The organism is Betaproteobacteria bacterium (assembly GCA_016720925.1).
In the GTDB taxonomy this organism is placed as follows: domain Bacteria; phylum Pseudomonadota; class Gammaproteobacteria; order Burkholderiales; family Usitatibacteraceae; genus UKL13-2.
Genome location: JADKJR010000001.1, coordinates 822,507 through 847,896 on the forward strand (window position 1 = coordinate 822,507; position 25,390 = coordinate 847,896).

The window sequence follows — 25,390 nt, forward strand, 5'->3', positions numbered from 1 at the left end:
TTTCTTGCCAATCCCCGCCACGCGGGGGCAAACTGCCAGGCGTTCACGGCTCGATCAACGTCATCAGCAGGGCTCGCGCCATGTTCCACTCGCGTTGCACCGTGCGCACGGATACGCCCAACGCCTCGGCAAGTTCGGACTCGTTCAGCCCGCCGAAGAAGCGCATTTCGACCAGCCTGGCCAATGCAGGGTCGATCTTGGCGAGCGCATCCAGCGCGCTGTTGACCGTTTCGATGTCGAGGTTCTCCGGTACCGCAGCGCCGCTCGCCGTGTCGAGGGTAACGACAGCATGGTCCCCGCCACGCCGTTGCGCGCGCTCCTTACGAACAATATCAAGCACAATGCTGCGCACCGTGCGCGAAGCGTAAGCAAGAAACTGCAGTCGGTTCTCGAATGTCCGCGCGCCGCCCGCCGTCAGTTTTACATAGCAGTCATGCACTAGCGCGGTGGTTTGCAGGCTGCCTTGCTGCCCGGTGCGGGTGATGCGTGCATGGGCGATCCGCTTCAGGTCCGGGTAATTCTCGGAGAACGCCTGGTCCAGATCCGCAGCGGAAATCTGGTCCAGCGTTTGTAACGCTTCGGCAATCTCGCTCATGGGCTGGCACGCGGGCTGGCTGAATCGACCGGGTGATTGTAACAGCCACCGGATCAGGCCAGTCGGCGCAATGATGCCGACCGTCTATGAACGGCGCGCCCGCTGCGGTGGTGAGCGTCGCACGTTTTGGACGTGCCGTTTTGTGCCGCGAAAACGGTAAAGACTCAAGCGCTGGCGGGACTTTTCTGGCATTTATGGCCTGGAGGGCGCGACAGTGCTTGACTTTGGCATTGGCACACGGAGCCATCGGCGCTAATTCCTGTCGTTTCCGGTTGTCCGCAAAAGACAAAGCCCGCATCAAGCGGGCTTTGTCAGGTTGCGTAAATCAGGATGCGGGTATCAAGCAATCGCCCGGTACGCGGGCAAGGTCAGGAACTCTTCGTAGTTGTCGTTCAGGATCAGCGTCTCGAACATGGCCGCGCCTTCGGCGTATTTTCCCGCCGCGTAGGCGGTGTCGCCCACAATGCCGGGCGTTTTTTTCAGTTCATCCGCGGTGAGCTGGAAGACCATTTCCTTGGTGACCTTGCGGCCATCAGCGAGAACGCCTTTCGGTGATCGTATCCATTGCCACACCTGCGAACGCGAAATCTCGGCGGTGGCGGCATCTTCCATCAAATTGAAGATCGGCACGCAGCCGTTGCCGCCCAGCCACGAGCCCAAGTACTGGATTCCCACCTGGATGTTGTTGCGCAATCCGGCTTCGGTGATGGGGGCTTCCGGACGAAAATCGAGCAAGTCCTTCGCGGTGAAATTGTCGTCGTCGCGCTGGCGATGAATCTGGTTGGGCGTTTTCATGTGTTCATCAAACACCGCTTTGGCAATCGGTACGAGGCCCGGATGCGCGACCCATGTGCCATCGCAGCCGTCGGTGACTTCGCGTAACTTGTCGGCGCGCACTTTCTCCATGGCAGCATCATTCGCGGCGGGGTCGTTCTTGATCGGAATTTGTGCCGCCATGCCGCCCATGGCGAATGCCTGGCGCTTGTGGCAGGTCTTCACAAGCGAAAGTGCGTAGGCGCGCAGAAATGGCGCCAGCATCGTCACCTGGCTGCGATCGGCGAGGCAGAAATCCTTGTTCAGCCGGAATTTCTTGATTGCCGAGAAGATGTAGTCCCAGCGGCCGATATTGAGGCCTGCGCTGTGTTCGCGCATTTCGTAGAGGATTTCGTCCATCTCGAATGCCGCAACAATGGTCTCGATCAGCACGGTGGCCTTGATGGAGCCCTGCGGTACCCCGAGTTCATGCTGTGCCATGACAAAAATGTCGTTCCACAGGCGCGCTTCCAGGTGCGATTCCATTTTCGGCAAATACAGATATACGCCGCTGCCGCGCGCCAGCAGTGTCTTCACGTTATGGAAAAAATACAGCGCGAAATCGAAGATGGCGCCGGAGACGGCCTTGCCGTCGAGCGTGACGTGCTTTTCATCCAGATGCCAGCCGCGCGGGCGCGGAAACAGTATGCCGGGCTTGTCGATGAGTTTGTACTGTTTTCCGTTCTGCTCGAAGGCGATGGTCCGCAGGTTGGCGTCGCGCAGGTTGATCTGGCCTTCGATCATGTTCTGCCACGTGGGGCAATTTGCATCTTCAAAGTCGGCCATGAAAGTGTTGGCGCCGGAGTTCAGTGCGTTGATCACCATCTTGCGGTCGGTAGGGCCGGTGATTTCCACGCGGCGATCCTGGATGTCGGCTGGGCAGGGCGCGACGACCCATTGGCCGTCGCGAATCCGCTTTGTTTCCTCCAGAAAATCCGGCAGATGGCCGGCGTCGAATTCTTTTTGCCGCATGGCTCGGGTCGCCAGCAGGGATTGCCGCGCGGGATCAAATATGCGCGCAAGCTTGACGAAAAAGGTAAGCGCGTCCGGCGTCAGAATGCTTGCGTATTCTGGCGTGACCTGAGCGTTGATAGCGAGGCCGGCGGGCAATGAACGTACGGTATTCATGATTACTCCTTGTACTGCGACGAGATTCGGTCAGGGAAATGCTGAATCGAGCGGAAAACTTTCGACATTACGCGAATTGTATTACCATACTGAAACAATGATAATCGCCAATAATACATAAGCATTTGATACCGGCGAACTTGGGGCGTGATCATTTTGGGAGGCGATACGTGGATCGATTGAAAGCGTTGCAGACATTTCTGGATGTTGCCAAAACCGAGAGCCTGTCAGCGGTCGCGCGCGACGAAGGCGTAACCCCGGCGATGGTCGGACGCCGTATTGATCAACTTGAGGAGCAGTTGGGGGTAAAGCTGTTCAAGCGATCCACGCGAAAGATCACGTTGACGCCGGAGGGCGTTTCATTCCACGATGACGTGCGCAATATTCTGAACGAGTTACGCGCCGCCGAGGAGTCTCTGACCGCCGGGGCACGAAGTGCGACCGGTCGATTGATTGTTTCGGCGCCAACGTCATTCGGGCGCAAGCACATTGCGCCGCATTTGCCGGCGTTCGTTGCGGCGCATCCAAATCTCAACGTCACGTTGCATTTGTCAGAGCGGATTGTGGACCTTAAGAACGAGCGCGTCGATCTTGCAATACGTATTGCCGACCTGAAGAATGCCGACCTGATCGCCACCAAACTCGCGTCCAATCATCGCATTGTCGTTGGTTCGCCCGAGTACTTCAAGCGCAATGGAAAGCCCTCGGTACTTGCTGACCTTGCCAAACACAATTGTCTGGTGACGGCGACCGAGGAGGGATTGTCCGACGGCTGGTCATTTCGCGACAGCGTGCGCAATGTCACGGTGAAAGTCAGTGGGCACTTGCATTGCAATGATGGAGAAGTGCTTACGCGCTGGGCTCTTGCCGGGCATGGACTTGCATGGCGCAGCGCCTGGGAAGTTTCCGAGGAGATTGTCAAAGGGCGCCTCACCGAAGTGCTGCCGAAATTCGCCGCGCCCGGCCACGATATTTATGCGGTTTACCCTGACCGCAAATTCCTGCCGGCAAAGGTCCGCCTTTTCATCGATTTCATGAAAAAGGCTTTTGGCGACCCGCCTTATTGGGAATCAATAAAGAAATGAGTCACCAGCGACGCGCCATTTGTGACGCGCAACGTTGAAGTGGTTCAGCAGCCGGGCTATTGAAGCTGCAAGCAAAGGCCCCACGTCGCCGAACTAATTCTTGGCTTGACCGCCTTCCGTCGGCCCTTCATGGCGCGGCTTGGTCACGTGCTCGGGCGACGGCTTTACGGCAGGTGGCCTGGCATCCCTGACATCCTTGTTGGGCGGCGACTGGGGATAAGGCGCTGACTGTCGCGGCACGCCAGTCGGCACGGCAATCTGTGGCGTGGGTTGAGACTGCACGTTTGGCTGCGGCCTTTGCTCGCGGGAATATGGCATGCGTACTTCCCGATCTGTCATCACCGGTGCGGGCTCGATCCTTGACGGTCGCGCGCTCGGCGTGGCGCCGGTTTGAGGCGGGACGTATGTCGGCTGCTGACGCGATTGTGGCGGCGATGGGGGCGATGTGGTCGAAGAGGGCGGGCTAACACCCACGGCGGGCGCCGGGAATGCGCTGCCTTGCCCTTGAAATCCGTGTATGCCGTTTGCACTTTGCCCCGGTATCGCTGGTGCGGGCTCGGGCGTTGCCCGGCGCGCCGGAAGTGGACCGCCGGCACTTGGTTCGGCTGCCCGGATTTTCGGTGTCGGCGTGCCAGGAACAGGACGGGTTTGCCCTGGACCCTGCATGGGTGGCGGGACATTGGTAAATCGTGGGTTAGGCGCAAGGTTGCCCCGCTGGCCGTCGTCGCGACGGTCCGGCATTTGCGTCACCGTGTTCCTCGGCAGTCGGGGAGTGTCTGGCGCGGCGATCGGTCCCTGGCCCGCGATGACATTGCGTGGCAGGTGCGTTCTATGGTTGCCGACCGGATTGCCATTCATGAATACCTGATTTGGCACGATGGTCGCGCCCGGCACTTGGTTCCGATAGCGGTTTGGCGGGTTGATGGTGATGTTGTTTGTCACGTTGTTGATGCGCCGAAGATATTGCGGACTCGTGTTGTAGTGGGGAATGAAGTGTTCGCGTGGCGCCAGCGGGAACCAGCCAACGGCCGGGCCCGACGCAATGCGCAGGCCAGCGCCGGGGCTGCCGAACCAGGCAACCAGCGCCGGCGCATAGACCGGCCGGCCGACATATGGCCCGGGCCACCAGCACCAGCGCGAGCGCACCTGCACCCAGCGCCCGTAGTGAAATGGCGCGAATCCCCACGGCGCATCGTCGATCCAGGTCCAGCCCCAGGGGCGCACGTTGGTCCAGCGTCCATACCGGTAGGGCGCCCAGCCAGCCACCACCAAGCGTGGCGCCCACAGGCGGCCATATTCATTGTCGTCAATCCAGTCGCCGTTTGCGTCGAGATCCTCATAACCCGTCATGTATGGCGAAATGAGCGCGTCGCTGACCCCATCGCGTGTCTCCACGCGCGCATAACGCTGGTGCGTCTGGTCCCACAACTGATCGCGGCTGTCCGCCCAGCGGTCAAACGGCGATTCCCGTGCTGCATCGTAGCGAAAATCAATGGCGGTTCCGGAGATGCGAACAGTAAGTTGCTTGCCCGCATCAATGGTTAGCCGTGTGTCCTCGCCATTGGTGCTTTCAAATCGTGCCCTGCCGGAAAAGACCGACACACGGCTTTCATTGTTGTCTGGCAGCACGTCGAGCCGGTACCGCCCATTGCCCTCAAGCATGAAACGGCCCTCGCTGGTATCGATTTGCAGGTTCTCGCTTGCATCGAGGTTGCCGAGTTGACGCAGGCGCGCGTTGATTGAGCCGCGTTGCAGAAATCCGATCGCGATATCATCCTGCAAATTGATGACATCAAGGACTGAATCGTCGTTGATGCGGATTGCGGAAGGGCCGATTCTCACTTCGGCGCGGGCATTGCCTTCTGTCCAAAGCGAGTTTTCGCTTGTGACGGGATAATTGAGCTGCGCCTTCTGCCAACCGTCTTCGCGGTCGCCATAAAATGAAACGGTCCCTTCAATGAATGAAATCCGCCCGACGCGGCCCGGCGGCTCCGCCCAAACAGACGCCGAAACCAACGTACATGCTGCAATGCACAAGCCGCGAAAGAGCGTTGACACATTCATGATGATTCCCATATGTGGAAGACGGAATTTTCATGGATGTAACGGGCAACACTGACTGTTCGTTGACGCACGTTCCGGGCGATGACGAATCGCGGACACCGCATGCGTCAGGCCGGGGCCGACGGCTTGAGCTGCCGAAACGCAAGGATTCATGAGAAGATTGATCCTCAGGATCGAGCGCATCCGGCGATTCCATTCGGAGTGTGCCTTCAAAACGCATCGATTCCAATTCCGGCGCTACGTTAGCTGTCTTTTTTGAAAAAGAGTGACGCGATGGATTTGAAAACGATTTTCACCAAGACCGCCAAGGGCGTGACACAGGTCAATCAGAAGACCCAGTCGCTGTCGCGCGATCTGATGAAGGTGCTTAAGGCCATTGATGGCAAGTCAAACGTGAGCGCGTTGGCCGTAAAGGCCGACTATCCCGTGCCCGCGCTGGAAAAGGCGCTCACGGCGCTGAAGAAAGATGCCTTTATCAAGGTATTCGAAGTCAGGCAGGAAGCGCCGTTGTCGGATTTCGGTGGCGATGATGACGATTTCGATTTCACCGCGCCGAAAAAGCCGGCGGCGAAGCCGATTGACTTGAGTGCCACCCAGGGATTCAAACCCTCGCAGTACCGGACGCCAGCGTCCGCCAGTCAGGTAGAACGCGCCAGCGCGCCGGCACCAAGCTATGAGGCGCCGCGGCCCGACCCGGCCCTTGAAGCCGCGCTTGCCGCCGCGCGCGAAAAGGCGCAGACGGAAGCGCGCGCCAAGGCCGAACGCGAAGCGCAGATCCGGGCGCGACTGGAAATTGAGGCACGTTCGAAACGGGAGGCCGAACAGCGCGCGATGGAGGAAGCCAAACGCGCGCAAATCGCCGCTGAAACGGCGCGTGTCGATCTTGAAGCCAAGAAAGCGGCGGAAAAGAAGCAAAAGGACAGTATTTCCGACACGCGCGACCGGTTGACGCGCGAACAGATGGAGAAGGAATCCCAGCAGCAGCGCGCGCTCTCCGAGGCGCGTGCCAAGGCGGAAGCCGAAGCGCACGCGTTGGCGCAGGCGCGCATCAGGGCCGAGGCCGAGGCCAAGGCCCTTGCGGAAGCGCGTGTGCAAGCGGAAGCCGCGGCGAAAAAGCAGCAGGAAGAGGTCGTCGCCGCGCAGCGCGAATTGCGCCATCAGTTGAAAGAAGAAATCGAAGCCAAGATTCGCGCCGAGATGGCGGAGAAACTTGCGGTCGAAGTCGAAGAGAGCGGACGCGCCGAAGTTGAAGCCGCTGTAATGGAAGAGGCTCGCGAAGAGGCGCGGCAGATGCTGGAAGTGCGCCTGCAGGAAGAGCGTCTGTCACTTACCCGTGCGACGGAAAACGCAAAACGCACCGCCGAGGACGCTGCCAAAGTGATGCTGGCCGAGCAGGAAGTGCGGATCCGCGCCGAGATGGCCGCACAAATTGCCGCCATTACCGCGGAGAAAACGCGTGTGGAAGTCGAGGCACGCAAGGCGGCCGAAGCACAGGCCGAGCTCGCCGCAAAAGCAGCTGCCGAGATGGGCGCGCGCTTGAAGGCCGAAGAGGACGCGCGCAAGGCGGCCGAGGTGGAGGCCGAAAACCGCAAGAAACTTGACGCGCAAAACCGTCTGCGCATGGAAGCGCGTGCACGGGAAGAGGCCGAGGCGCGGGCAAAATCCGACGCGGAAATGCAGGCCCGGCTTACCGCCGAGAAGGAAGCCAAGGTGCAAGCGCAGGCGCGTGCACTGATCGAGGCCGAGATGCGCGAGAAGTCCGATCGCGAAAATCAGATCAAGATTGAGAACGAGCGACAAGCGCGCGAAGAAGCCGAAAAGAAGGCGGCGGCCGAAGTCAAGGCACGCGAGATCGCGTCACGTGCCGCTGCTGAGCAGGCAGAAGCACGCGAGCGGGTTGAACGGGAGGCAAATTTGCGTCTCGCGGAAGAACGCCGCGAAGCCGAGGAGCGACTCTCGGAAGAACGGCGCGAAGCCGAAGAGCGCCTGTCGGAAGAGCGCCGTGAGGGTGAAGAGCGCCTCAGCATTGAACGCACGGCGCGTGAAAAGGCCGAAGAAAAATCCCGTGCTGAAGAAGAAGCCGAGGCGCGACAACGTGCCTCGCAAGTTGCGCGCCTCAAGGAATTGTCCGACCAGCATGAATACGAGGTATCGCAAGGCATTGACCCCGACGCGGCGAAGAAAGCAAAGCGCTATGCCAAGAAGAAGTCCGGCGGAACGCTGCGCTGGGTCGGCGTGGGCGTGATGGCGCTGGTAATTCTTGGCGTGACCGCGCTGCATTTTGTGCCGCTCGGCGCCGTCAATTCGCGTTTCGACAAGGCGCTCACCGAGTGGATACATGATGACGTGTCCTCAAGCGGTCTGCGCATCGCACTGCTGCCGAGCCCGCATGTCAATCTGGACCAGCTGGCTTTGGGCAAGGTATTGGATGCCAAGGCAGCCAGCGGCAAGATCTACATGGATGTCGGTACCTTGTTTGGTGACAAGTTTGTCATCGACACGCTTGAGCTATCAGGCATATCGATCGCGCCCGATGCGCTGCCACGCGCCATGAAGTGGGCGAATGCGGAAGGCCGGGGAAAAAGCATCGAGATCAGCAAGATTGCGCTGCGAGCGGCCAGGATTGAAGTCAAGGGCGTGACCATCTCTGATTTTGATGCGGATCTGCAGATTGACAAGAGTGGCAGGATTGTCAAAGGCAGTGCGCGCGCCAGGGACGGCAAATGGTCGCTTGACGTATCGCCCAACAAGGCCAGCAGCGGTGACGCGGCGGGCGCGAGCGGTGAATGGATTGTTGAGTTTTCCGGCCGCAACCTGAATCTGCCGATGGGCGCGCCGCTGCTCTTTAGCAGCATCAATGCCAAAGGGATCATGTCCGGCGATAGCCTGAGTTTTCCGCAGGTCGACGCGCAATTATTTGAGGGAACCGCGAGCGGCAATCTGCGCGTCGACTGGAAGCAGGGCGTGGCGTTCAGCGGCGAATTCAGCGCCGACAAAATCAAGGTCGATCAATTGACCGACGTGTTTACCCGCGACGTCGCGCTCAAAGGCCGGCTTGAAGGCCAGTTCACCGCCTCCGGAAACGCGCCGACCGTCGGGGAATTGTTCAACATGCTGTCCGTCCAGGGCGTATTCATGGTGAAAGACGGGGCGATTGGCAACGTCGATCTGGTTCAGGTCATGAGATCACCAGGCAGCGTGGGTGGACAGTCGAAGTTTGCAGAGCTTGCCGGACAATTGCGAATTGGCGACGGTGTGATCCACTACGACAAGCTCAAGCTCACGGGCGGCGTCCTGCATGCCAATGGCAATGTCGCCGTGGTGAATAGCAGTAGTGCGCTTTCGGGCAGCGTGAGTGCCGAGATTCGATCTACCGTCGCGCAGGACCGCGCAACGTTCAGCGTTACCGGCAAGGTCGCGCGCCCGGCGCTGAGGCGAGGCGGCTAGCCAGGAAACCCTGAATCGTAGAGAGCACAGAGGCCACGGGAAAGTTCTGGAATTTCAGCTTTTGCTTCATGTTCTCTGTGCTTTCCGTGTTCCAGGGCTTTCCCGCAAGAATTTAACAAACGCCAACACTGGCGCGCCTTATCGGGCACAAATGCCTGAAACGCCCCGCCAAATGGCGATCTGCGTGTTCTTATCATGGTTAACGCAGTCGCACTGGCGTTAATTCCGAGTAATTTGATAAACTATTACAATCCCGCGCCGTTGCGCAATCAAAAGTCCTCAATGTCAGACGTTTCCGCCACCGGCACGACCGCCGTGTCCGCCAGCCCCGCTGCAAGATTCACGGAAGAACCGGTCGTCTGGGTGCATCGCTGGAGTGCGGGCTTGATGTCGTTCCGTGTCCGCCGCGATCCCGCCTATCGATTTGCCCCGGGTCAATTCGCCCGCATTGGCCTGCGCAAGGAGAACGGCGAACTGATCTGGCGCGCATACTCGGTCGTCTCCGCGCCGCACCAGCCGTTCCTTGAATTTTTCCTGGTCATTCTGCCGACCGGCGAATTTTCCAGCCGTGTCGGTAGATTCAACGTCGGCGACAGCATGCTGGTGGAACAAGTGCCCCAGGGATTTCTCACGGTCGATCGCTTCAAGCAGCCGGGACGCGAGCAGGATTTATGGCTGATGGGTACCGGCACTGGCCTGGCGCCGTATATCTCCATGTTGCGCGATGAAGTCGTGTGGCAGCGCTTTGAACATATCGTGCTGGTGCTATCGGTCCGTGAGCGCCAAGACCTGGGTTACACGGAAGAACTCGAGCAGTTGGCCGCCGCGCATGCAAAGGAAGGGCTGGCGAAATTCCATTTCGTGAAAACGCTGACGCGTGACACCCTGCATGGTGCCCTGCATGGACGCATCAATGCGCTGCTCGAATCAGGCGATCTGGAATCGGCGGCCGGCGTGGCGTTATCCGATGCACGGTCGCGGTTCATGCTTTGCGGTAATCCGCAGATGGTCGAGGGCATGCGCACGCTGCTGAAATCTCGGGGGTTCCGCATGAATCGCAAGCTCGAGCCTGGGCATATCATTGTCGAGAACTATTGGTAAATTTTGATTCTGGCGCGATTTTTTGGCGCATTTTGCACAAACGCCCTGCCGCGTGCTAGCTTCATCCCCTGAAGATAATTTGCCAGCGGAGTCGACATTGAAATTCAACGCTCGTGGAATCAGCGTCATCACAGCCTGCTTGTGGATCGCCAGCCTGCTTGCTTCCTGTGCAGCGCCGCCTCCAGTGGAGACTCCAAAGCCGGCAGCAATTGTCGCGCCTGCCCCACCAGAGCCTTCGAGAAAGCCGGTGCCGCCTGTTGCCGCAGTCAAGCCTGTGACCGAGGTTTTTTTCGGCCAGAGTGTCACCGATCCCTACCGCTACATGGAGGATGTGAAGAGTCCGGAGACGATTGCATACCTCCGCGCGCAGGGCGAATTCTCGCGCAAGACCCTGGATGCACTGCCTGGCCGCAAGGCCATGCTGGACCGCATTAGTACACTCTCCGAATCGACGACTGCCATCAGCGGCGTGCAAGTGACTGGCGAAGGTACCCAGCCACGCGTGTTCTACTACAAACTTGCCCCAGGTGACACAGCGCGAAAACTATTTGTGCGCGACGGTTTCGCCGGGGCTGAGCGCCTGCTATTTGATGCCGCAGCAATTTCGGGGCCCGGTCGGCGTTTTGCAATCGATTCGTTCATCGCGTCACCCGACGGGCGCAATGTCGTGGTAGGCGTCGCCGCGGGCGGATCCGAGGAAACGAGCTTGCGTATTGTCGATGCCACGACGGCGCGTGATTCCGGCGTCGTCATCGACCGCATCGGATTCCCCGACATAACGTCATGGGCTCCGGACGGCAAGTACTTTTTCTACAATCGCCTTCCCGAACCGAAAGTCGGCGCGCCGAAAAATCGTTATCTCCATAGCATGGTTTTTCGGCACGTGTTGGGACGCGCAATCGAAAAGGACGAGCAAGTATTCGGTCCGGGACTCGACACCCGGATCAACTTCGCCGACATCGATATCCCGAGCGTAACCATGACGGCCGATGGAAAATTTCTCGTCGGCCAGATCCGGCATGGCGACATGCACGAGCTGACGCTTTACGTCGCAAATGTAATGACGTTTACGCAGGGGCAAACCTGGCGGATCGCGGTCGAACCGAGGAATGAGGTTATCTCATTCGCGGTACACGACAATGCACTGTTTCTGCTGACGCACAAGGATGCCCCTCGTTTCAAACTCGTCCGCACCGGTATTCAGCGCCCCGACTTCGACAAGGCAACGACAATCGTCGCGCACGGCGATACCGTCATTCGAGAATTGGCCGTCGCCCAGGATGCACTCTATATACGCGAACTCTCCGGCGGGCTCGATCGGTTGCAGCGTCTCAATTTCAGCCAAAGCGTATTCAGCGGCGGCAAACTGGAGTTTGTGCGCTTGCCATTTGATCTGGCGATACGACAGATGATCGCTCATCCCAAGCGGCCGGGTGCTCTACTCAGGCTGGAAGGTTGGACCGAAGCGCCGCGCTACGTCAACATCGAGGAGCGCAGCGGCAACCTCATCGACACCAAGCTGCATCCGAAATCAAACGTGGATTTCGATTCGATCGACGAAGTCCGCTTGATGGCCACGGCCAGGGACGGCACGAAAATACCCGTCTCGCTGATGTACAAGAAGGGCACGACCCTCAATGCGGATCGCGCCACATTGTTGCGTGCTTATGGCGCATACGGGATCACGCAGTCGCCCGCATTTTCACCGACAACCCTGGCGTGGCTGGAACGAGGTGGCATTATCGGCACTTGTCACGTGCGTGGCGGTGGCGAATTTGGTGAGGCTTGGCATAAGGGTGGCCAGAAACTCACCAAGCCAAATACCTGGCGCGATCTGATCGCCTGTGCCGAGTACCTCGTCGAGCGCAAGTTTACACGCAAGGAAAAGATGGCCATTCAGGGCGGCAGCGCGGGCGGCATCACCGTGGGCCGTGCGTTGACGGAGCGGCCCGATCTGTTCGCGGCCGTCGTGCCGGCCGTGGGTCTGCTCGATGCAATGCGCGCGGAATTCACACCCAATGGACCGCCGAATATTCCCGAATTTGGCAGCGTGAAAACCGAAGCGGGATTCAAAGGCTTATTCGCGATGAGCTCATTGCATCAGGTGAAGGATGGAACCCGGTATCCGGCGGTGCTGCTGATGCACGGCGTGAATGATCCCCGCGTGGAAGTCTGGCATTCCGCGAAGATGGCGGCGCGCCTGCAAGCGGCGACCGCGGCTGACCGTGATGCCAATCCGGTCCTGCTGCGATTGGATTACGATGCGGGACACGGCATCGGCTCAAGCCGGTCGCAACGCAACGGGGAAATTGCGGATATTTATTCGTTCCTGCTGTGGCAGTTTGGCGATCCTGCCTTCCAACCGAGATAGAACAGTTCAGCCGGATTTTTCATCGATGACAACCGTGTCCGAAAAAGTCGTCCGCGAATTCAACCACACGCTGCTGTGGCCGATAACCTTGCAGCCTTTGCACCGTGAGGCGGGTGGTGCGCTCGTGTCTTTCTGGGACATGCTGAAGCGCCGTCCAGGGCCATGGGAGTTCGTCGAAGACGCGCTGTTGATCGAGGACGAGTCATGCCTCGCTGGCTACGAAGAGTTTGTCTATTTCCTGCCCTATGTGCAGAGATTTTTGTATGGTGTTGGCGATGGCGGTCGCGGCGCGCAGTCTTCGCTCCACACCTTTCAGCGCCATGATCTGAAAGAGGTTCGCCTGCGGACGGAACCCGGTGCGGAAGAAATCTCACTCGAGGTGCGGCGCGCGCGGCTGTATTTTTTCTATGACATCGAGGTCGCGCTGGCGGTACTGGAGGTGGCGGGCGAGAACATCCCGCTCGATATCGCCGTCGAAATCATGGATCGCTTTGGCCGCCCGTATCCGCCCGCATGGGAGGCGGATGGCCGTGGCGCGCATTGCCTGCACAGTGTTGAGTTCTGGGGCCATGACGCGACGGGCGCGCCGGCGCTGCTTTCCAGCTCCGATTATGGGGACCGTGAAAAGTATCTCGAACTGGTGCGAAACCAGCGCCAGACGCCGCTGTCCCTTCACTGGGAGTATTTTCTTTCGCCGCTGATTCCAGCCTATCTGCCCGGTGGCGTGCTGAAGTATCACCAGATCGAGAACAAGCGCATTCCGATCATGAGTTACCTTTCGTTCGACGACCCGCGCGCCTTGTCGCGTGGCGACATGGTGCGCATTGGCTTTGCGGCCAAGTGGGGCGAATCGGATACCTTGCCGTACGCGTCTGGATTTCTCGCCGGCTTTGAGCGCGATTACGCCTACGACCGTTATTGGGATCCCGGCAATCAGCAGTCAGGGATGAGTACGCGCTATTTTTTTTGTGGCGTGGGGTTTTCCATGATCACGCCGTACCAGCGTGACGATTTGTTGTTGCGGCAGTTCCGCCACCAGTTTTTTCAAATTGGACTGATCGCGCATTTTCACAAAGCCGCATTGCTGTCGCTGTCCAATCGCTTTTCACGCGCGGTGGAGCGGCTCAACGTGCGTGACTTTGAATCCGTGAAGCAGTTCAAGAAACATGTGCGCGAAACGCTGGAAGTATTCCTGCGTTTCAATCACCGTTACTGGTTCCACGAAATTTCCACCCAGGTGCAGGCCAGCGATTTTTTCAAGCGCTGGAGCCACCAGCTCGGATCCGATGCGCTGTACAACGAAGTGCGGGAAGAGGCGCATGACATCAATGAGTACCTCGATACCGATCGCGCCCGCAAGCAAACGGACAACGCGATGCGGCTGACGGTCGTGTCAGCTTGCGGCATGGTTGGCACCATCGCCACCGGATTTCTCGGCATGAATCTCTACGCGCACGCGGATCTGCCCGCCATCGATAAATTTCTGATTTTCGTGGTGGTGGTTGTACCGACAGTCGCGCTGGGGGTGTACACGGTGGCGATCTCCAAGCGTATTGCCAATTTCATGGAGGCTCTCGCCAGTGAAGGCCTGAGCTGGAAGGAAAAATTCGGCACATTCCGGCAGATCTGGTACTCCAACAAGCGCGAGAGGGTCAGGGAGCGTCGCGAAAAGGGCGAAGCGGGATTGTCCTCCGGCGAATAAGAAAAGGGCACGCCTGCCGGCGTGCCCCGTTAACCGCGCTCTCGCTTGCCTGGCCGCTTATTTTCCCTTCGTGCTGAAGGATAATCCGGGCATTTCTTTCACGCTGTAACCGTCGGGCACGGTGAACAGCGTGGCAGACTGTTCGCTGCGTTTGACATTCGCCAAACGGTAAATGGTCTCACCGACCCGCGGGTCGCTGCTCTTCGAGTACACCGTTGCCTGCAAGTCGGGCGAATACCAGGTCTCGGTGGTCACGATGATGGGATTCTTGTTGCCGATTTCCCCGGCGGGAATGCTGTAACTGACACTTTTTCCATCGACGCGAACGCCTTCAATTTCTTTCGTACCCAACGCCGTGGTGGTGGATTTCGACGACCATTTTGCATCCTGGAGCGACATACCGATTGGCCCGAGGCGCATCGATTCGCCGAGCGCGCGACCGATGTCGCCATCTGCAAAGCCATGCGCGAAGGCGTTCGCTGGCCCCGATCCGTTGGCACGAATGATGTTGACGTTGACTTCCTCGCGCATCTCTTTCTTGCCGTCTTTCGCGGGAAGTTCAATGCGCTTGATGATGATTTCCTGGCCCGGACCCGGATGCTCGATGATCGTCGTCGTGCCGTCCTTGGCCATTGCCTTCGCCTTTTCCTTGGCTTCCGCGACACGCTTGTCGAGTCTGCTCTCGGCGATATGCTTGACGAACTCGTTGTTCATCTGCATTTTGGTGGCGGTCTTGCCGGCGGGGGAAAGTACGTATCGCGTGCCCTCGACACTGTCATTGATATGAATAGTCTTTACGTCTCCTTTCGCATCGCGCGTTTCCTGGCGCGTGCGCCCGGCACTGTCGCGATAGGTTATCGTCACGGTGCGCCTGGAAATCTGGTTTCCATCCGGCAGCGTCTGGCTTTTTTCAGTGACCACTTCCGCGCTATACGGCGCGTTCTTCACGGTTTTGGCGAGCGGTCCGTGGGCCGCGCCGGCAAACGCCTCCGACATGGCGCTGGACACGAGGGCGTCGATGTCGGGCAAATCATGGAGGCTTGCGCCGGAGGTGATGATCTTCACGTGCTTCTTCACATGGTCCGGACTGGCCTGGGCGAGGAAAATTTCCGGGCCAGGGCCGCTGGAATTTTCGACGATGTTGCCATTCTCGATCACGATGGTGCGCGTGTTGGTAATGATTTCCGGCTGCGGATTGGACGTAGCGACCGCGGCGGTTGCGCCACACGTGGCCAGCGCACAAATTGCGGCGACATGCGGAAGCAAATGGGAGGGTAGGTGGAATTTCATGATCGTTTCCTTTCGGTGGATAGTTCGTGTTTTTTTGGAAAAAAGTCAATCAAGGTACGAAACGCATCGCCAGCGGCTGGCCGCTCGCGCTTACCAGCATTTCGGCCCGCAACGAATCGCCGGCAGACTGTGGATCGACCGGCACGCCATACGAGGCCAGCCACATGCGCGGCACGGCGGTCTCGATCAGTCGTGGCCGCGGCTCCAGTGCAATTTGCTCGAGTGACTGCAAGGCAATGAATGGTGTATCGGCGTACATCAGGGCACTCGCCGCGGTGAACGCGGAATGCGCGCCGGAATCAAGTGCAGGGCCGGCCATCGGTGTAAACACCATCCACGCCGATATGCAGGCGCTCGCCGCCAGCGCGAGCCCCGGCGCGAACCATTGCGCGATAATTTCACTGCGGCGCTTGCCAGCGCGATGTCTGGAATGATGCGCTTTGAAAGCCGACATCAGTTGCGCCTCCAGCGGCGCTGGTGCCGCAAGTGACGCCGTGGCGGACTGAAGGGATGCAAGGCGCTCATCGAGCAACTTTTCCTGCTCGGGTGCGAGTGCGTTTATCGGGGTAAGTGTCGGGTTCATGATCTTGCCTCCTGTTGAGGCGATTGGGTTTGTCGCGCGTTCGAGGCGACCGTTTCGGGGAAATCCGGCTGTAGCAGTTCGAACAGTTTGGCGCGTGCTCGCGACAGGCGCGAACGTACGGTGCCGATATCGATATTGCAGATCTGCGCGATTTCGACATACGTGAGATCGTGCATCTCGTAGAGGATCACCACATCGCGATAATGGGGCGCCAACTGCTGGAGCGCGCGACGCACCATTTCCGCCTGTTCATGGTCAAGCAGCCGTTGCGCGGGTTGCGGCGCCGGATCGATGATGGTGTCCTCAATGTCTCCGGCGTCTTCATTTTCATGATGCTTGCGGGTCACATAACGGCTCTGTGCCGCGTCCCGTTTGAGCGCCAGGTTGCGCGCCACGCCAAACAGGAATCCTTGCAGCGCACCTCGCGCCGGATCGAATTTCAAGACATTGGAAAGCAGATTCATGAATATTTCCTGGACAATATCCGCCGCCGTATCCGGCGAGCCGCTGCGCAACAGCGCGAAGCGATATAGCGGCGCCTGATGCCGGCGGAACAGCGCTTCGAACGCGGTCGCATTGCCGCCACGCATCTCGGTTAGCAGCGCCAGATCTTCGGTGGGGTCGGTCAAGGACATGTTTTTTTCGGGAGATTTCCTGTATTCCGGCGCGGGGCCGAAAAAGTTCCTGTGGGTTTCCGTATGGCAGGGTAAAGTTTTTACCGGTTTTTGCGCGTGACGCCAAGCACAAGCGCTGGCGAGCCTCTCCGGCCATAAATGGCTTAGACACCGCGCCAGTGCTTGTGTTTGGCGTTGTAGCCTGGCGCGGGCACGCGTTTTTGCATGCGCAAGTCCCACCCGCTCGGGTAGGGACAGCAAGCCGCTTCCACGGCATTATTCCTGCAAATGCGCGGGCTCTGGCAAGCCGGCGCACGACGATCAATGCGAAAGTAACAACCCAGGAAGCCGGACATGAATTCACTGACACAAATACTTGAAGAAGCGCGCGCAATGCAGTTGCGCAATGGGTTCAGCATGCGTGAAGCACTGGCGATCGCCATGGCCAGACGGCGGCGATTGAGCCACATGCCGGAAGCCAGCCTCGAAGAAGGCGGCCCGGTGCCGCTGCGGATTCAGATGCCGGCGGCGTTGAGCCTGGATGCGCTCTTGCCACGCGACCGCGAACCGACCATCGAGGAGATTCGCGAAGCGTGGAAGGAATGCGTCGAGCAATCCAGCCTTTATGGGGGTGCGGAACGCTACGAAGTCGTTCCGGAGACTTCCGCTGACATACATGCGGAAAAAGCGTGAATCCCTCGGCGGCGGCATCTGAAGAGGACATCATGGCCATTCGCATCACCAAAGCGCCCCCGCGATTTTTCGTGGCCCTGGTCAGCGGCGGCCTGGTCGCGGGCGTGCTGGTGTTCCTCGCGGTCCAGGCCACACCCATCCTGGGCTGGATCCTTTGGGCAGTCGTCATTGCCACTGTTGGTATTTGCGTGATGCTTTGGTGCAAATTCGAATTTGCCAAGTTGCGGCAGACCGAAGAGGAGAACCGCACAGCGACGCGGCAAAAGGAATCGGACCGGACCAAGGCGGAGTTGCGGCGGCAACGTGGTCTGCGCCGAACTGAACTAATGGCGAAATACGCAGGCGATCAAAACCTCGTGGAACGCATTGTGCAGGGGTTTTATTGGGAAGGGCAGACGGCCGGCCAGCTCAAGGATTCCCTTGGCAACCCCGCGGATATCGCCGCCAGATCCTCAGCGCAAGCGCAATGAAATCTGGAAGTATCACGCGACCGGCGGTGATCGGTATGCGCTATGGATTGAACTGGAAGATGATTTGGTCGTGCAGTGGGAAGAGCGCGTGTGAGTGAGGGTAGCCAGCATGCCATGGCACGCGCACCAGGGCAATTTGCGGCTTGTCTAAGGCAGTGGCGATCCTGCCTGCCAATGGTTATTTTCCATTTCATCAAGTAACGCAGACAGTTCCAGGCGCGCTGCTGATTGATGAATCGGCAACACCAGCACATCACCGGGTTGTGCCCAGCGCAATAAATAGCGTGCAGCGTCGAATTCGTCAGCTTCAACATGAATGTTGTCGGTTGGAAAGCCGGCGGCGAGCAAGCCCGCTCTCAATAGCGCCGGCACGTCACCCAGCTTGCGTCCGCGCAGCATGCTGGTGATTTCCTTGATCACGACATAGTCCGGCTGAAACGTGGCGGCGGTATGTGCCAGTTTATTGATGGCTTCATTGCCACGATTGCCGGCCTGGCCGAGCAGGAGGCCGACGCGACCCTCGATTCCGGTTCTGGAAATCTGTTGGAGGCGAATCGTGTCGCCGCCGACCAATAATTTCGCCAATCCATCCGGATTGTGCGCATAGTCGATGAGCACCGTGGTATCGGCGAGAGTCCAGTGATCGAGCCGTCCGGGGTTGTCGTGCCGCGTGCCACCAAACCGTTGGAGTTCGGCGGCGATGACGGCCGGTGTCACGCCGCTTGCCGACGCGGCCAATGCCGCCGCGGCAATATTGGCGACATTGAAGTGCGCCGCGCCATTCAGCGTCAGCGGCATTTTCCGAATGTCGCCGAGCGAAGTGCGGACGCCGATATCGGTAAGCCATAGCTGGTCATCGACAAGCCCGCAGGTCGAGCCGCCTGCATTTCGATGTGCCACCAAAGCAGGATGCGCGTCGTCAAACGCAAACAGGGCAACCTTGCAAACCTGACCCGCCGCGCGCGCCAGCAATAGCGGATCGTCCGCATTGAGTACCAGTGTGCCGCTCGTGCCCAGCGCATGCGCGACCACCAGCTTGACCTCCGCAAGATCCTCAAGCGTATCGATGCCGTATTCACCAAAATGATCGGCGCTGATGTTGGTGACGATGGCCACGTCAGCGCGCTCGACCGCCAATCCGCGCCGCAGGAGGCCGCCGCGCGCTGTCTCCAGCACCGCCGCCGCGACGCGGGTATCACGCAATACCAGGCGCGCCCCCGCAGGCCCCGAAAAATCGCCCTCACCGGCATGCTGCCCGCCGATCATCACGCCTTCCGTGCTCGAATACCCGACGCGGTTCCGATACCTGGAATCGCTCGCCTGAATCAGCGCCGCCAGCAAACGTACGGTGGTGGTCTTGCCATTGGAGCCGGTGACGATGAGGGTGGGCACATCATGCAGCAATTGCCAGGGTACGCTGCCGGCATTGGGCAAATCCAGCACGGGCCAGGTGCGGCTGCCGGCGCCGGCGCCAAGCGAGACTTCGCTGTCGTCGGCAAGAACGGGTATGCCGCGCCGCCGGGCCTCATCACGCAATGCCGCCAACGAAGGATTCTTCTCCACACCCGCGCGTGCGGCAAATGCCGCGACCACCAGGGAAAAGTCGCTGCCCAGTGGATGCAGTTGATCGAATGGCGGATTGGTGATGCGCTCGACGCCTGGCGCAAAGATCCCGCTCGCCTGTTCCCACGCCCATTCGTTGACTTCGGTTGCGGTGAAGAGCGCGTCGACGGGTGCGGAAATGGCCAGCAGTGTGCCGCTGGCGTATCGATGCGCAACGGCGGGGCCATCAGGCCATCCCATTGCCGCACGCAGCGCCGTGACCGACGCGCGCCAATGCTCGTGGGCGTCCGCATTCTGGGCCGTGGGACCAAGCGCTTCGAGTACGGCGCCGGAGCCGGCGAAGAAACGGTTGTGACCCGTGAGGCGGCGCGAATCGGCAAAGCAGGGGTTTGATTCGGGCGGTTCGCCGCCTGACAGTGGTGTATTCAGTCGTCGCTTTCTTTGACGAATCGCAGGCCGCGTTCGTCACGGATAAATCCCGCTGCTTCGATAGAGGCATCGCCTGCGGTGGGAGCATCTTGTTCTTCCGGCGTTGCCTTGCGGCTTTCGCTTGTACGTGTGCCTGGTTTTGGCGCGGATGTCCCCCTGTCCGTTGAATGCGGGGCCGTCGCGCCCGCTGGCCGGAATTTGGTGACCTGCTTCCATGAACGCGCCAGTGCATCCGCAAAAATCAGTAGCAGGTCGCCGTGTTTGCCCATGTTCAAAGCGGCGTCGATCGCATCCTGCTCGTCGGGAATGATGCGGATGTTGCTCTCCTGCACGCCGCGCGCACGCAGGACCTTGGCAATCATGCCAGGAATCTCGTCGCCGTCACGGCCGCGCAGCGAATCATCACGGCGGCAGATGTAGTGATCGAAGCGGCCCGCAACCGCCGCTGCGATGGCGGTCACATCTTCATCGCGCCGGTCGCCAGGCGCTGAGATGACGACAATACGCCGCCCCTGTACATCAAGCCTTCCGGCCAGATCCGCCATCACGCCGACCGCATGCGCGTTGTGGCCATAGTCGAAGATCACCTTGAACGGATGTTCGTCGAACACATTCATCCGACCCGGCGCCTGGTAAAAAGTGGTGTCGAACGTGCGCAGGCCCTGGCGGATGGCATCGAGCTTGATGCCGAGCGAGAACGCCATGGCCGCCGCGAACATCGCGTTTTGCACGTTGTGCATGGCGCGGCCCTCGAGAGTGGCCGGGATGAGATGGGTCCACATCAGCGGGATGTGTCCACCCTTGTCGTAAATCGTGATCATTTGGCCATTGACGCCGGCTTCGAGCGCGCAGGCGCGGCCACCGGCGCGAATGTGCTCGCGCACCACCGCGTGCTGCGGGTTAAGCGTGACGTAGCAGATGCTCTTCGCTTCGGTGTCGGCCGACATTTTGATGACGTTGACGTCGTCGGCGTTGAGCACTGCGCAATCCTTCGCGACTTCGACGATGATGCGTTTGACTTCGGCCAGTTGCTCAAGTGTGTCGATGCCTTTCATGCCGAGGTGGGCGGCCTCCACATTGAGCACGGCGCCGACATTGATGATCGGCACGCCCATGCCCGCGCGCAGCAGGCCGCCGCGGGCAATTTCCAGGATGGCGATGTCGACCCGCGTGTCCGCGAGCACCATGCGCGTCGCCACCGGCCCGGTCATGTCACCTTCGACGGTGCGCTGGCCGTCGATGTACACGCCGTCGGTGGTGGTGAGCCCCGGCGTGTAGCCAGCCATCTTGGTGATGTGGGCCAGCATGCGCGCGGTGGTGGTCTTGCCGTTGGTGCCGGTGATGCCGGCGATCGGCACGCGCGACGGTGTGCCGGCGGGGAACAGCATGTCGATCACCGGCCCGGCCACGTCGCGCGGCGTGCCTTCGGAGGGCGCCACGTGCATGCGGAATCCAGGTGCGGCATTGACTTCGCAAATGCCGCCGCCGACCTGCTTGTAGCTTTCGGTGATATCGGGGCTCAGGAAATCGACGCCGCCAACATCCAGGCCGATGGCCGTGATCGCGCGCACCGCCATGTCGCGATTGTCGGGATGAATTACGTCGGTCACGTCGGTGGCCGTGCCGCCGGTGGAGAGATTGGCGGTGGAGCGCAGCATCACCACTTGCCCGCTCGTCGGGATGGAATCCGGCGTCATGTCCACGCGTGTGAGCATCATGTCCGCCTGCTCGTCGAGTTCGATCCGGGTCATAACTTTTTCATGGCCGATGCCGCGACGCGGGTCCTTGTTCACCGCATCGACCAGTTGTCGAATGGTGGAGATGCCGTCACCCACCACGTGGCCGGGCGTGCGTCGGGTGGCGGCAATCAGCTCGCCATTCACCACGAGCAGGCGGTGGTCGTCACCGGTCAAATAGGTTTCCACAATGACCGACGAAGAGTGTTGTTCCGCCGCGGCAAATCCGGCACGGACTTCTTCCTCGTTCGTCAGGTGAATTGAAATGCCGCGACCGTGATTGCCGTTGTACGGTTTGGTGACCACCGGATAGCCGAGGCGTTTCGCGGCCGATACCGCACGATCCGCCGAGCGCACCAACTCCTGGCGCGGCACCGGCAACCCGCGCATCGCGAGAATCTTGTTGGTCTCTTCCTTGTCGCCCGCCAGTTCCACCGCGATGTAACTGGTGCGGCCGGTCACCGTCGCCTGGATGCGCTGCTGCCATTTGCCGTACCCGAGCTGGATCAGCGATTGCTCATTCATCCGCAGCCACGGGATGCCGCGCTGTTCCGCCGCGCGCACCAGCGATGCCGTCGATGGCCCCAACGCACGCCGCTGCGAGTAACGAATGTACTCGTCGCGCGCCTGCGGCCACGCCCAGCCTTCGGGCAACGCATTGGCGGGCCGAAGGTTTTCCGGCAGTAGCGAACACAGCAATTTCAGCGCCAGTTCGCCGGCTTCGATGCCTTCGTCTTTTTGCGCGTATTCGTATATCACGCTATAAACGCCGGGACGATCGGTGCTGCGGGTTTTGCCGAAGGTAACGTCTTCGCCAGCGACATTCTGCAATTCGATCGCCACATGTTCGAACACGTGCCCAAGCCACGTGCCATCGCCTTCCAGCATGCGGCGGATCAGGCCACCGGGTTCGCGGTAAGAGCAGCCGTGCTCCTGCAGGCTGGGGAGGGCGGCGACCAATTCCAGGACATAGCTTGTGCCGAGCCTGCCAGTGGGCCAGTCTTCCAGCGGCCCGAGATCGAGATCCAGCCGGATCACCGGAAAATGCGCATACAGCGACGGCCCCACATACACCGAACGATCGAGAATACGCATGATTTGTCCCTTATTTTTTTGTTCGAGCCAGTGAGCCTGCCGAGGCTTGCCGCGTATGGAGATTGAATGTCGCCCCGGCGATCAGGATGTGGATCGAGATACCGAGCATGCACACCGGCTGCCCTTCTGCGGCAGTATCCATCGACGAGAACTCGATACCCGACGCATCAACCACGGTAATGCTGCCGCTGCCCGCGGCTTCGAGCGTATTGTCCGGGCCGATGAATGCCGCCGTGTCTTCGTCCAGCCCCAGGCCAATAGCGAATGGATTGAACGCCAGCGCCGCCAGCAGGCGACCCAGCCGGTCGCGCTGGCGAAAATGCTGGTCAATGATGAAGCGGTTGGTCAGCCCGAGCCCGGGGGCCAGGCGCACCGCGCCCGCGACCGGGCTGGCGCCTTCTTCACCGAAGGCGATCATGTGTTCGCTGATGAACGCCGCGCCCGCGCTGGTGCCCGCCATGTGTACGCCACCGGCGTTCATCAGCCGCAGTGCCTTTGCCACCGAGGTGCCGCCGAGAATGGTGGAAAGCCGCAATTGATTGCCGCCGGTGAAAAATACGCCGGTCGCCGATTCCAGCCGCTTGAGCCGGCTGGGTTCTTCGCAATCGCGTCGCGTATCGAAATCCATCGCCGTGACACGCGCAACACCAAGTTCGCGGAATATGCGCTCGTAGCGCGCACCGGTATCGGCCAACTGGCTGGCTGTCGGGATGACCACAATATCGGCGTCTCCACTGGCGCCACAAAGCTCCACAAACCGCCGCAGTATCTGCGGGGAATTTTCTTTTTCTTCGGCGCCCCGATGGGAATGATCCACCACGTTCCGCGCCCTCGGCGACCTTGCTTGGCATTCGTACGGCTCCATGTCGATTGGTACGAGATAATGCCATTGGCAGCGAACGAGCGCCAAACCCGGCAGAAATCATATTTCCGGAATTAGCCGTTTCATCCCGTTCGCTCCGCCCCATTCGTATAAACTACGACGCTTTTCGCGGGGCTATATGTGGTTCAGAAATTTACAGGTTTATCGCTTTCCCGCGCCGTGGGATATCAACGCTTCCAGCCTTGAAGAGCAACTCGGCCGCCAGGTGTTTCGCGCGGCGAGCGGGTTCGAAATGCAGACGCAGGGCTGGGCATCACCGCGCGACGATGGCGGACTGGTGCACACGGTTCATGGTCAGATGCTGATTTCGCTTTGCACGGAAAAGAAGCTGCTGCCGGCATCGGTGATCAAGGAAGTCACCCGCGAAAAGGCAATTGAAGCCGAAGAACGGCAAGGCTTCAAACCCGGACGCAAACAATTGCGCGACCTCAAGGAACAAGTCACCGATGAACTCCTGCCACGCGCCTTCAGCGTGCGGCGCCGCACCGGCATCTGGATCGATCCGGCAAATGGCTGGCTGGTGATTGACTCCAGCTCTCCCGGCAAGGCCGACGAAATCGTCACCCTGTTGAACAAATCGATCGACGACTTCGTGGTTGAGCGCCTCGACACCGTCACGTCGCCGGGCGCCGCCATGACCGCGTGGCTCGCCAATGACGATGTGCCGCCGGGATTCACGATCGATCAGGATACCGAGCTGCAATCGCCGGTCGAGGAAAAAGCCACGGTGCGCTTTGTGCGTCACGCGCTCGACGCCAAGGAAGTGCAGCGCCACATTGCGGCCGGCAAGCAGTGCACGCGCCTCGCACTCACATGGGCAGAACGCGTGTCATTTGTCCTGACCGATACGCTGGTCCTGAAGCGCGTCGCGCCCGTTGATGTGATTCGCGAGACCGAAGATGGGCAGGCACAAAACGACGACGAGCGTTTCGACGCGGATTTCACGCTGATGACGGGTGAATTGCAGCGCATGATGGCGGACCTGGTGGAGGCGCTGGGTGGCGTGACGCCCGGAAAGTAGCTTCCGCAAGCGTGGCGGATCTTTTTGCCGCGCATCGGTTCCGCCCGCTACACTTCGTGTCTTCGACTCGATGGAATCGTGAGGGCACAACATGTACACACTCTTCTACTCTCCCGCTACCGCCAGCATGGTGGTGCACCAGGCCTTGCTGGAAATCGGCGCGCCGCACGAACTCAAGCGGGTTGATTTCGACAAAGGCGAACAGCGCGACCCGGCGTACCTGAAACTCAATCCACAGGGTGTGGTGCCGACGCTGGTGATCGATGGCAAGCCGATGGTCGAGTCCGCGGCGATATTGATGATGCTGGCGGATCGCCACCCCGAAGCGCGCCTGGCGCCAGCATTGGGCACACCCGAACGCGACGCCTGGTATCAATGGATCGTGTACTTAAGTAACTCTCTGGCGGCGACCTACCGCTTCTGGTTTTATCCCACCGACCTTGGCGCACCGGAACACACCGCCGAAGTGCGCGCGGCCCTGCAACGCAAGATTGAAAGTGTGTGGGACCGGCTGGATGCGCATCTCGCCGCCAATGGACCCTATCTGCTTGGCGAAAACTTCAGCGCCGCAGATTTGCTGCTGATCATGTTGATGCGCTGGTCGCGCAACATGCCGCGCAGCGCGCTGGAGTGGACAGCGCTGAAGGAATATGCGGGACGGATGCGGGCGCGCGCGAGTTGGAAAAGATGTACGAGGTGGAGGGTTG

Annotated in this window: 17 protein-coding genes and 1 pseudogene; 9 read left to right on the forward strand and 9 right to left on the reverse strand. The window is 60.0% G+C overall.

Translation table 11 applies throughout. The features are described from left to right. Window positions 1-43 precede the first annotated feature (43 nt). Complete coding sequence (locus IPP88_03890; GenBank protein ID MBL0121889.1) at window positions 44-595, reverse strand: sigma-70 family RNA polymerase sigma factor; 552 nt, start codon at window positions 593-595, stop codon at window positions 44-46. 339 nt (window positions 596-934) lie between these two features. Next, window positions 935-2,536, reverse strand: coding sequence for a malate synthase A (gene aceB / locus IPP88_03895; protein ID MBL0121890.1), 1,602 nt, complete (start codon window positions 2,534-2,536; stop codon window positions 935-937). Window positions 2,537-2,706: 170 nt separating this feature from the next. Here aceB and IPP88_03900 point away from each other — a divergent pair, with 170 nt between their 5' ends. Then, entirely contained in the window at window positions 2,707-3,621 is a 915-nt protein-coding gene (locus IPP88_03900; protein ID MBL0121891.1) for a LysR family transcriptional regulator, read from the forward strand. A 93-nt stretch (window positions 3,622-3,714) separates the two neighbouring features. Here IPP88_03900 and IPP88_03905 read toward each other — a convergent pair whose 3' ends face one another. After that, on the reverse strand, window positions 3,715-5,685 hold the full coding sequence (locus tag IPP88_03905; protein MBL0121892.1) for a hypothetical protein: 1,971 nt from the start codon (window positions 5,683-5,685) through the stop codon (window positions 3,715-3,717). A gap of 273 nt (window positions 5,686-5,958) precedes the next feature. Here IPP88_03905 and IPP88_03910 point away from each other — a divergent pair, with 273 nt between their 5' ends. The 4 genes from IPP88_03910 to IPP88_03925 all read left to right on the forward strand — a co-directional run bounded on the left by IPP88_03910 (window position 5,959) and on the right by IPP88_03925 (window position 14,306). Beyond that, complete coding sequence (locus tag IPP88_03910) at window positions 5,959-9,132, forward strand: hypothetical protein (GenBank protein MBL0121893.1); 3,174 nt, start codon at window positions 5,959-5,961, stop codon at window positions 9,130-9,132. A gap of 282 nt (window positions 9,133-9,414) precedes the next feature. Then, a complete protein-coding gene (locus IPP88_03915; GenBank protein ID MBL0121894.1) occupies window positions 9,415-10,233 on the forward strand; it encodes a ferredoxin--NADP reductase in 819 nt (272 codons plus the stop codon). Between the two features lie 247 nt (window positions 10,234-10,480). After that, entirely contained in the window at window positions 10,481-12,604 is a 2,124-nt protein-coding gene (locus IPP88_03920) for a S9 family peptidase (GenBank protein MBL0121895.1), read from the forward strand. Between the two features lie 25 nt (window positions 12,605-12,629). Then, window positions 12,630-14,306 (forward strand): hypothetical protein, encoded by a 1,677-nt coding sequence (locus IPP88_03925; protein ID MBL0121896.1) that lies wholly within the window; start codon window positions 12,630-12,632, stop codon window positions 14,304-14,306. A 57-nt stretch (window positions 14,307-14,363) separates the two neighbouring features. On the opposite strand, the gene IPP88_03930 is transcribed toward IPP88_03925, so the two are convergent. The 3 genes from IPP88_03930 to IPP88_03940 are packed head-to-tail and all read right to left on the reverse strand — an operon-like array spanning window position 14,364 to window position 16,814. Next, window positions 14,364-15,596, reverse strand: coding sequence for a hypothetical protein (locus tag IPP88_03930; GenBank protein ID MBL0121897.1), 1,233 nt, complete (start codon window positions 15,594-15,596; stop codon window positions 14,364-14,366). Window positions 15,597-15,645: 49 nt separating this feature from the next. Then, entirely contained in the window at window positions 15,646-16,179 is a 534-nt protein-coding gene (locus IPP88_03935; protein ID MBL0121898.1) for a hypothetical protein, read from the reverse strand. Next, window positions 16,176-16,814 carry an RNA polymerase sigma factor gene (locus IPP88_03940; GenBank protein MBL0121899.1) on the reverse strand — a complete coding sequence of 213 codons (639 nt, stop codon included), beginning with the start codon at window positions 16,812-16,814 and terminating at the stop codon, window positions 16,176-16,178. Before IPP88_03940 ends, IPP88_03935 begins: the two co-directional genes overlap by 4 nt. A gap of 333 nt (window positions 16,815-17,147) precedes the next feature. Here IPP88_03940 and IPP88_03945 point away from each other — a divergent pair, with 333 nt between their 5' ends. Both IPP88_03945 and IPP88_03950 read left to right on the forward strand, forming a co-directional pair. Beyond that, on the forward strand, window positions 17,148-17,486 hold the full coding sequence (locus IPP88_03945; protein ID MBL0121900.1) for a hypothetical protein: 339 nt from the start codon (window positions 17,148-17,150) through the stop codon (window positions 17,484-17,486). Between the two features lie 32 nt (window positions 17,487-17,518). Continuing rightward, entirely contained in the window at window positions 17,519-17,956 is a 438-nt protein-coding gene (locus IPP88_03950) for a hypothetical protein (GenBank protein MBL0121901.1), read from the forward strand. Between the two features lie 147 nt (window positions 17,957-18,103). Here the strand turns inward: IPP88_03950 and IPP88_03955 are convergent, their stop codons facing one another. The 3 genes and pseudogenes from IPP88_03955 to IPP88_03965 form a co-directional block, all read right to left on the reverse strand. Then, complete coding sequence (locus tag IPP88_03955) at window positions 18,104-19,759, reverse strand: Mur ligase (protein MBL0121902.1); 1,656 nt, start codon at window positions 19,757-19,759, stop codon at window positions 18,104-18,106. Between the two features lie 185 nt (window positions 19,760-19,944). Continuing rightward, window positions 19,945-22,779, reverse strand: coding sequence for a cyanophycin synthetase (cphA, locus tag IPP88_03960; GenBank protein MBL0121903.1), 2,835 nt, complete (start codon window positions 22,777-22,779; stop codon window positions 19,945-19,947). 10 nt (window positions 22,780-22,789) lie between these two features. After that, window positions 22,790-23,630 (reverse strand): annotated as a pseudogene (locus IPP88_03965) (cyanophycinase). Between the two features lie 150 nt (window positions 23,631-23,780). On the opposite strand from IPP88_03965, the gene IPP88_03970 reads away from it, so the two are divergent. Both IPP88_03970 and IPP88_03975 read left to right on the forward strand, forming a co-directional pair. Further along, window positions 23,781-24,683 (forward strand): recombination-associated protein RdgC, encoded by a 903-nt coding sequence (locus tag IPP88_03970; GenBank protein ID MBL0121904.1) that lies wholly within the window; start codon window positions 23,781-23,783, stop codon window positions 24,681-24,683. 91 nt (window positions 24,684-24,774) lie between these two features. Next, window positions 24,775-25,390, forward strand: a 616-nt coding sequence (locus IPP88_03975) for a glutathione S-transferase family protein (GenBank protein MBL0121905.1), incomplete at its 3' end; no start/stop codon positions are given.

Bases quoted from the DNA above. Each gene is read 5' to 3' on its own strand.
- IPP88_03890 (MBL0121889.1), bottom strand. From the start codon at position 595: ATGAGCGAGATTGCCGAAGCGTTACAAACGCTGGACCAGATTTCCGCT.
- aceB (MBL0121890.1), bottom strand. From the start codon at position 2,536: ATGAATACCGTACGTTCATTGCCCGCCGGCCTCGCTATCAACGCTCAG.
- IPP88_03905 (MBL0121892.1), bottom strand. From the start codon at position 5,685: ATGAATGTGTCAACGCTCTTTCGCGGCTTGTGCATTGCAGCATGTACG.
- IPP88_03910 (MBL0121893.1), top strand. From the start codon at position 5,959: ATGGATTTGAAAACGATTTTCACCAAGACCGCCAAGGGCGTGACACAG.
- IPP88_03915 (MBL0121894.1), top strand. From the start codon at position 9,415: ATGTCAGACGTTTCCGCCACCGGCACGACCGCCGTGTCCGCCAGCCCC.
- IPP88_03925 (MBL0121896.1), top strand. From the start codon at position 12,630: ATGACAACCGTGTCCGAAAAAGTCGTCCGCGAATTCAACCACACGCTG.
- IPP88_03930 (MBL0121897.1), bottom strand. From the start codon at position 15,596: ATGAAATTCCACCTACCCTCCCATTTGCTTCCGCATGTCGCCGCAATT.
- IPP88_03935 (MBL0121898.1), bottom strand. From the start codon at position 16,179: ATGAACCCGACACTTACCCCGATAAACGCACTCGCACCCGAGCAGGAA.
- IPP88_03940 (MBL0121899.1), bottom strand. From the start codon at position 16,814: ATGTCCTTGACCGACCCCACCGAAGATCTGGCGCTGCTAACCGAGATG.
- IPP88_03945 (MBL0121900.1), top strand. From the start codon at position 17,148: ATGAATTCACTGACACAAATACTTGAAGAAGCGCGCGCAATGCAGTTG.
- IPP88_03950 (MBL0121901.1), top strand. From the start codon at position 17,519: ATGGCCATTCGCATCACCAAAGCGCCCCCGCGATTTTTCGTGGCCCTG.
- IPP88_03955 (MBL0121902.1), bottom strand. From the start codon at position 19,759: ATGGGATGGCCTGATGGCCCCGCCGTTGCGCATCGATACGCCAGCGGC.
- cphA (MBL0121903.1), bottom strand. From the start codon at position 22,779: ATGCGTATTCTCGATCGTTCGGTGTATGTGGGGCCGTCGCTGTATGCG.
- IPP88_03970 (MBL0121904.1), top strand. From the start codon at position 23,781: ATGTGGTTCAGAAATTTACAGGTTTATCGCTTTCCCGCGCCGTGGGAT.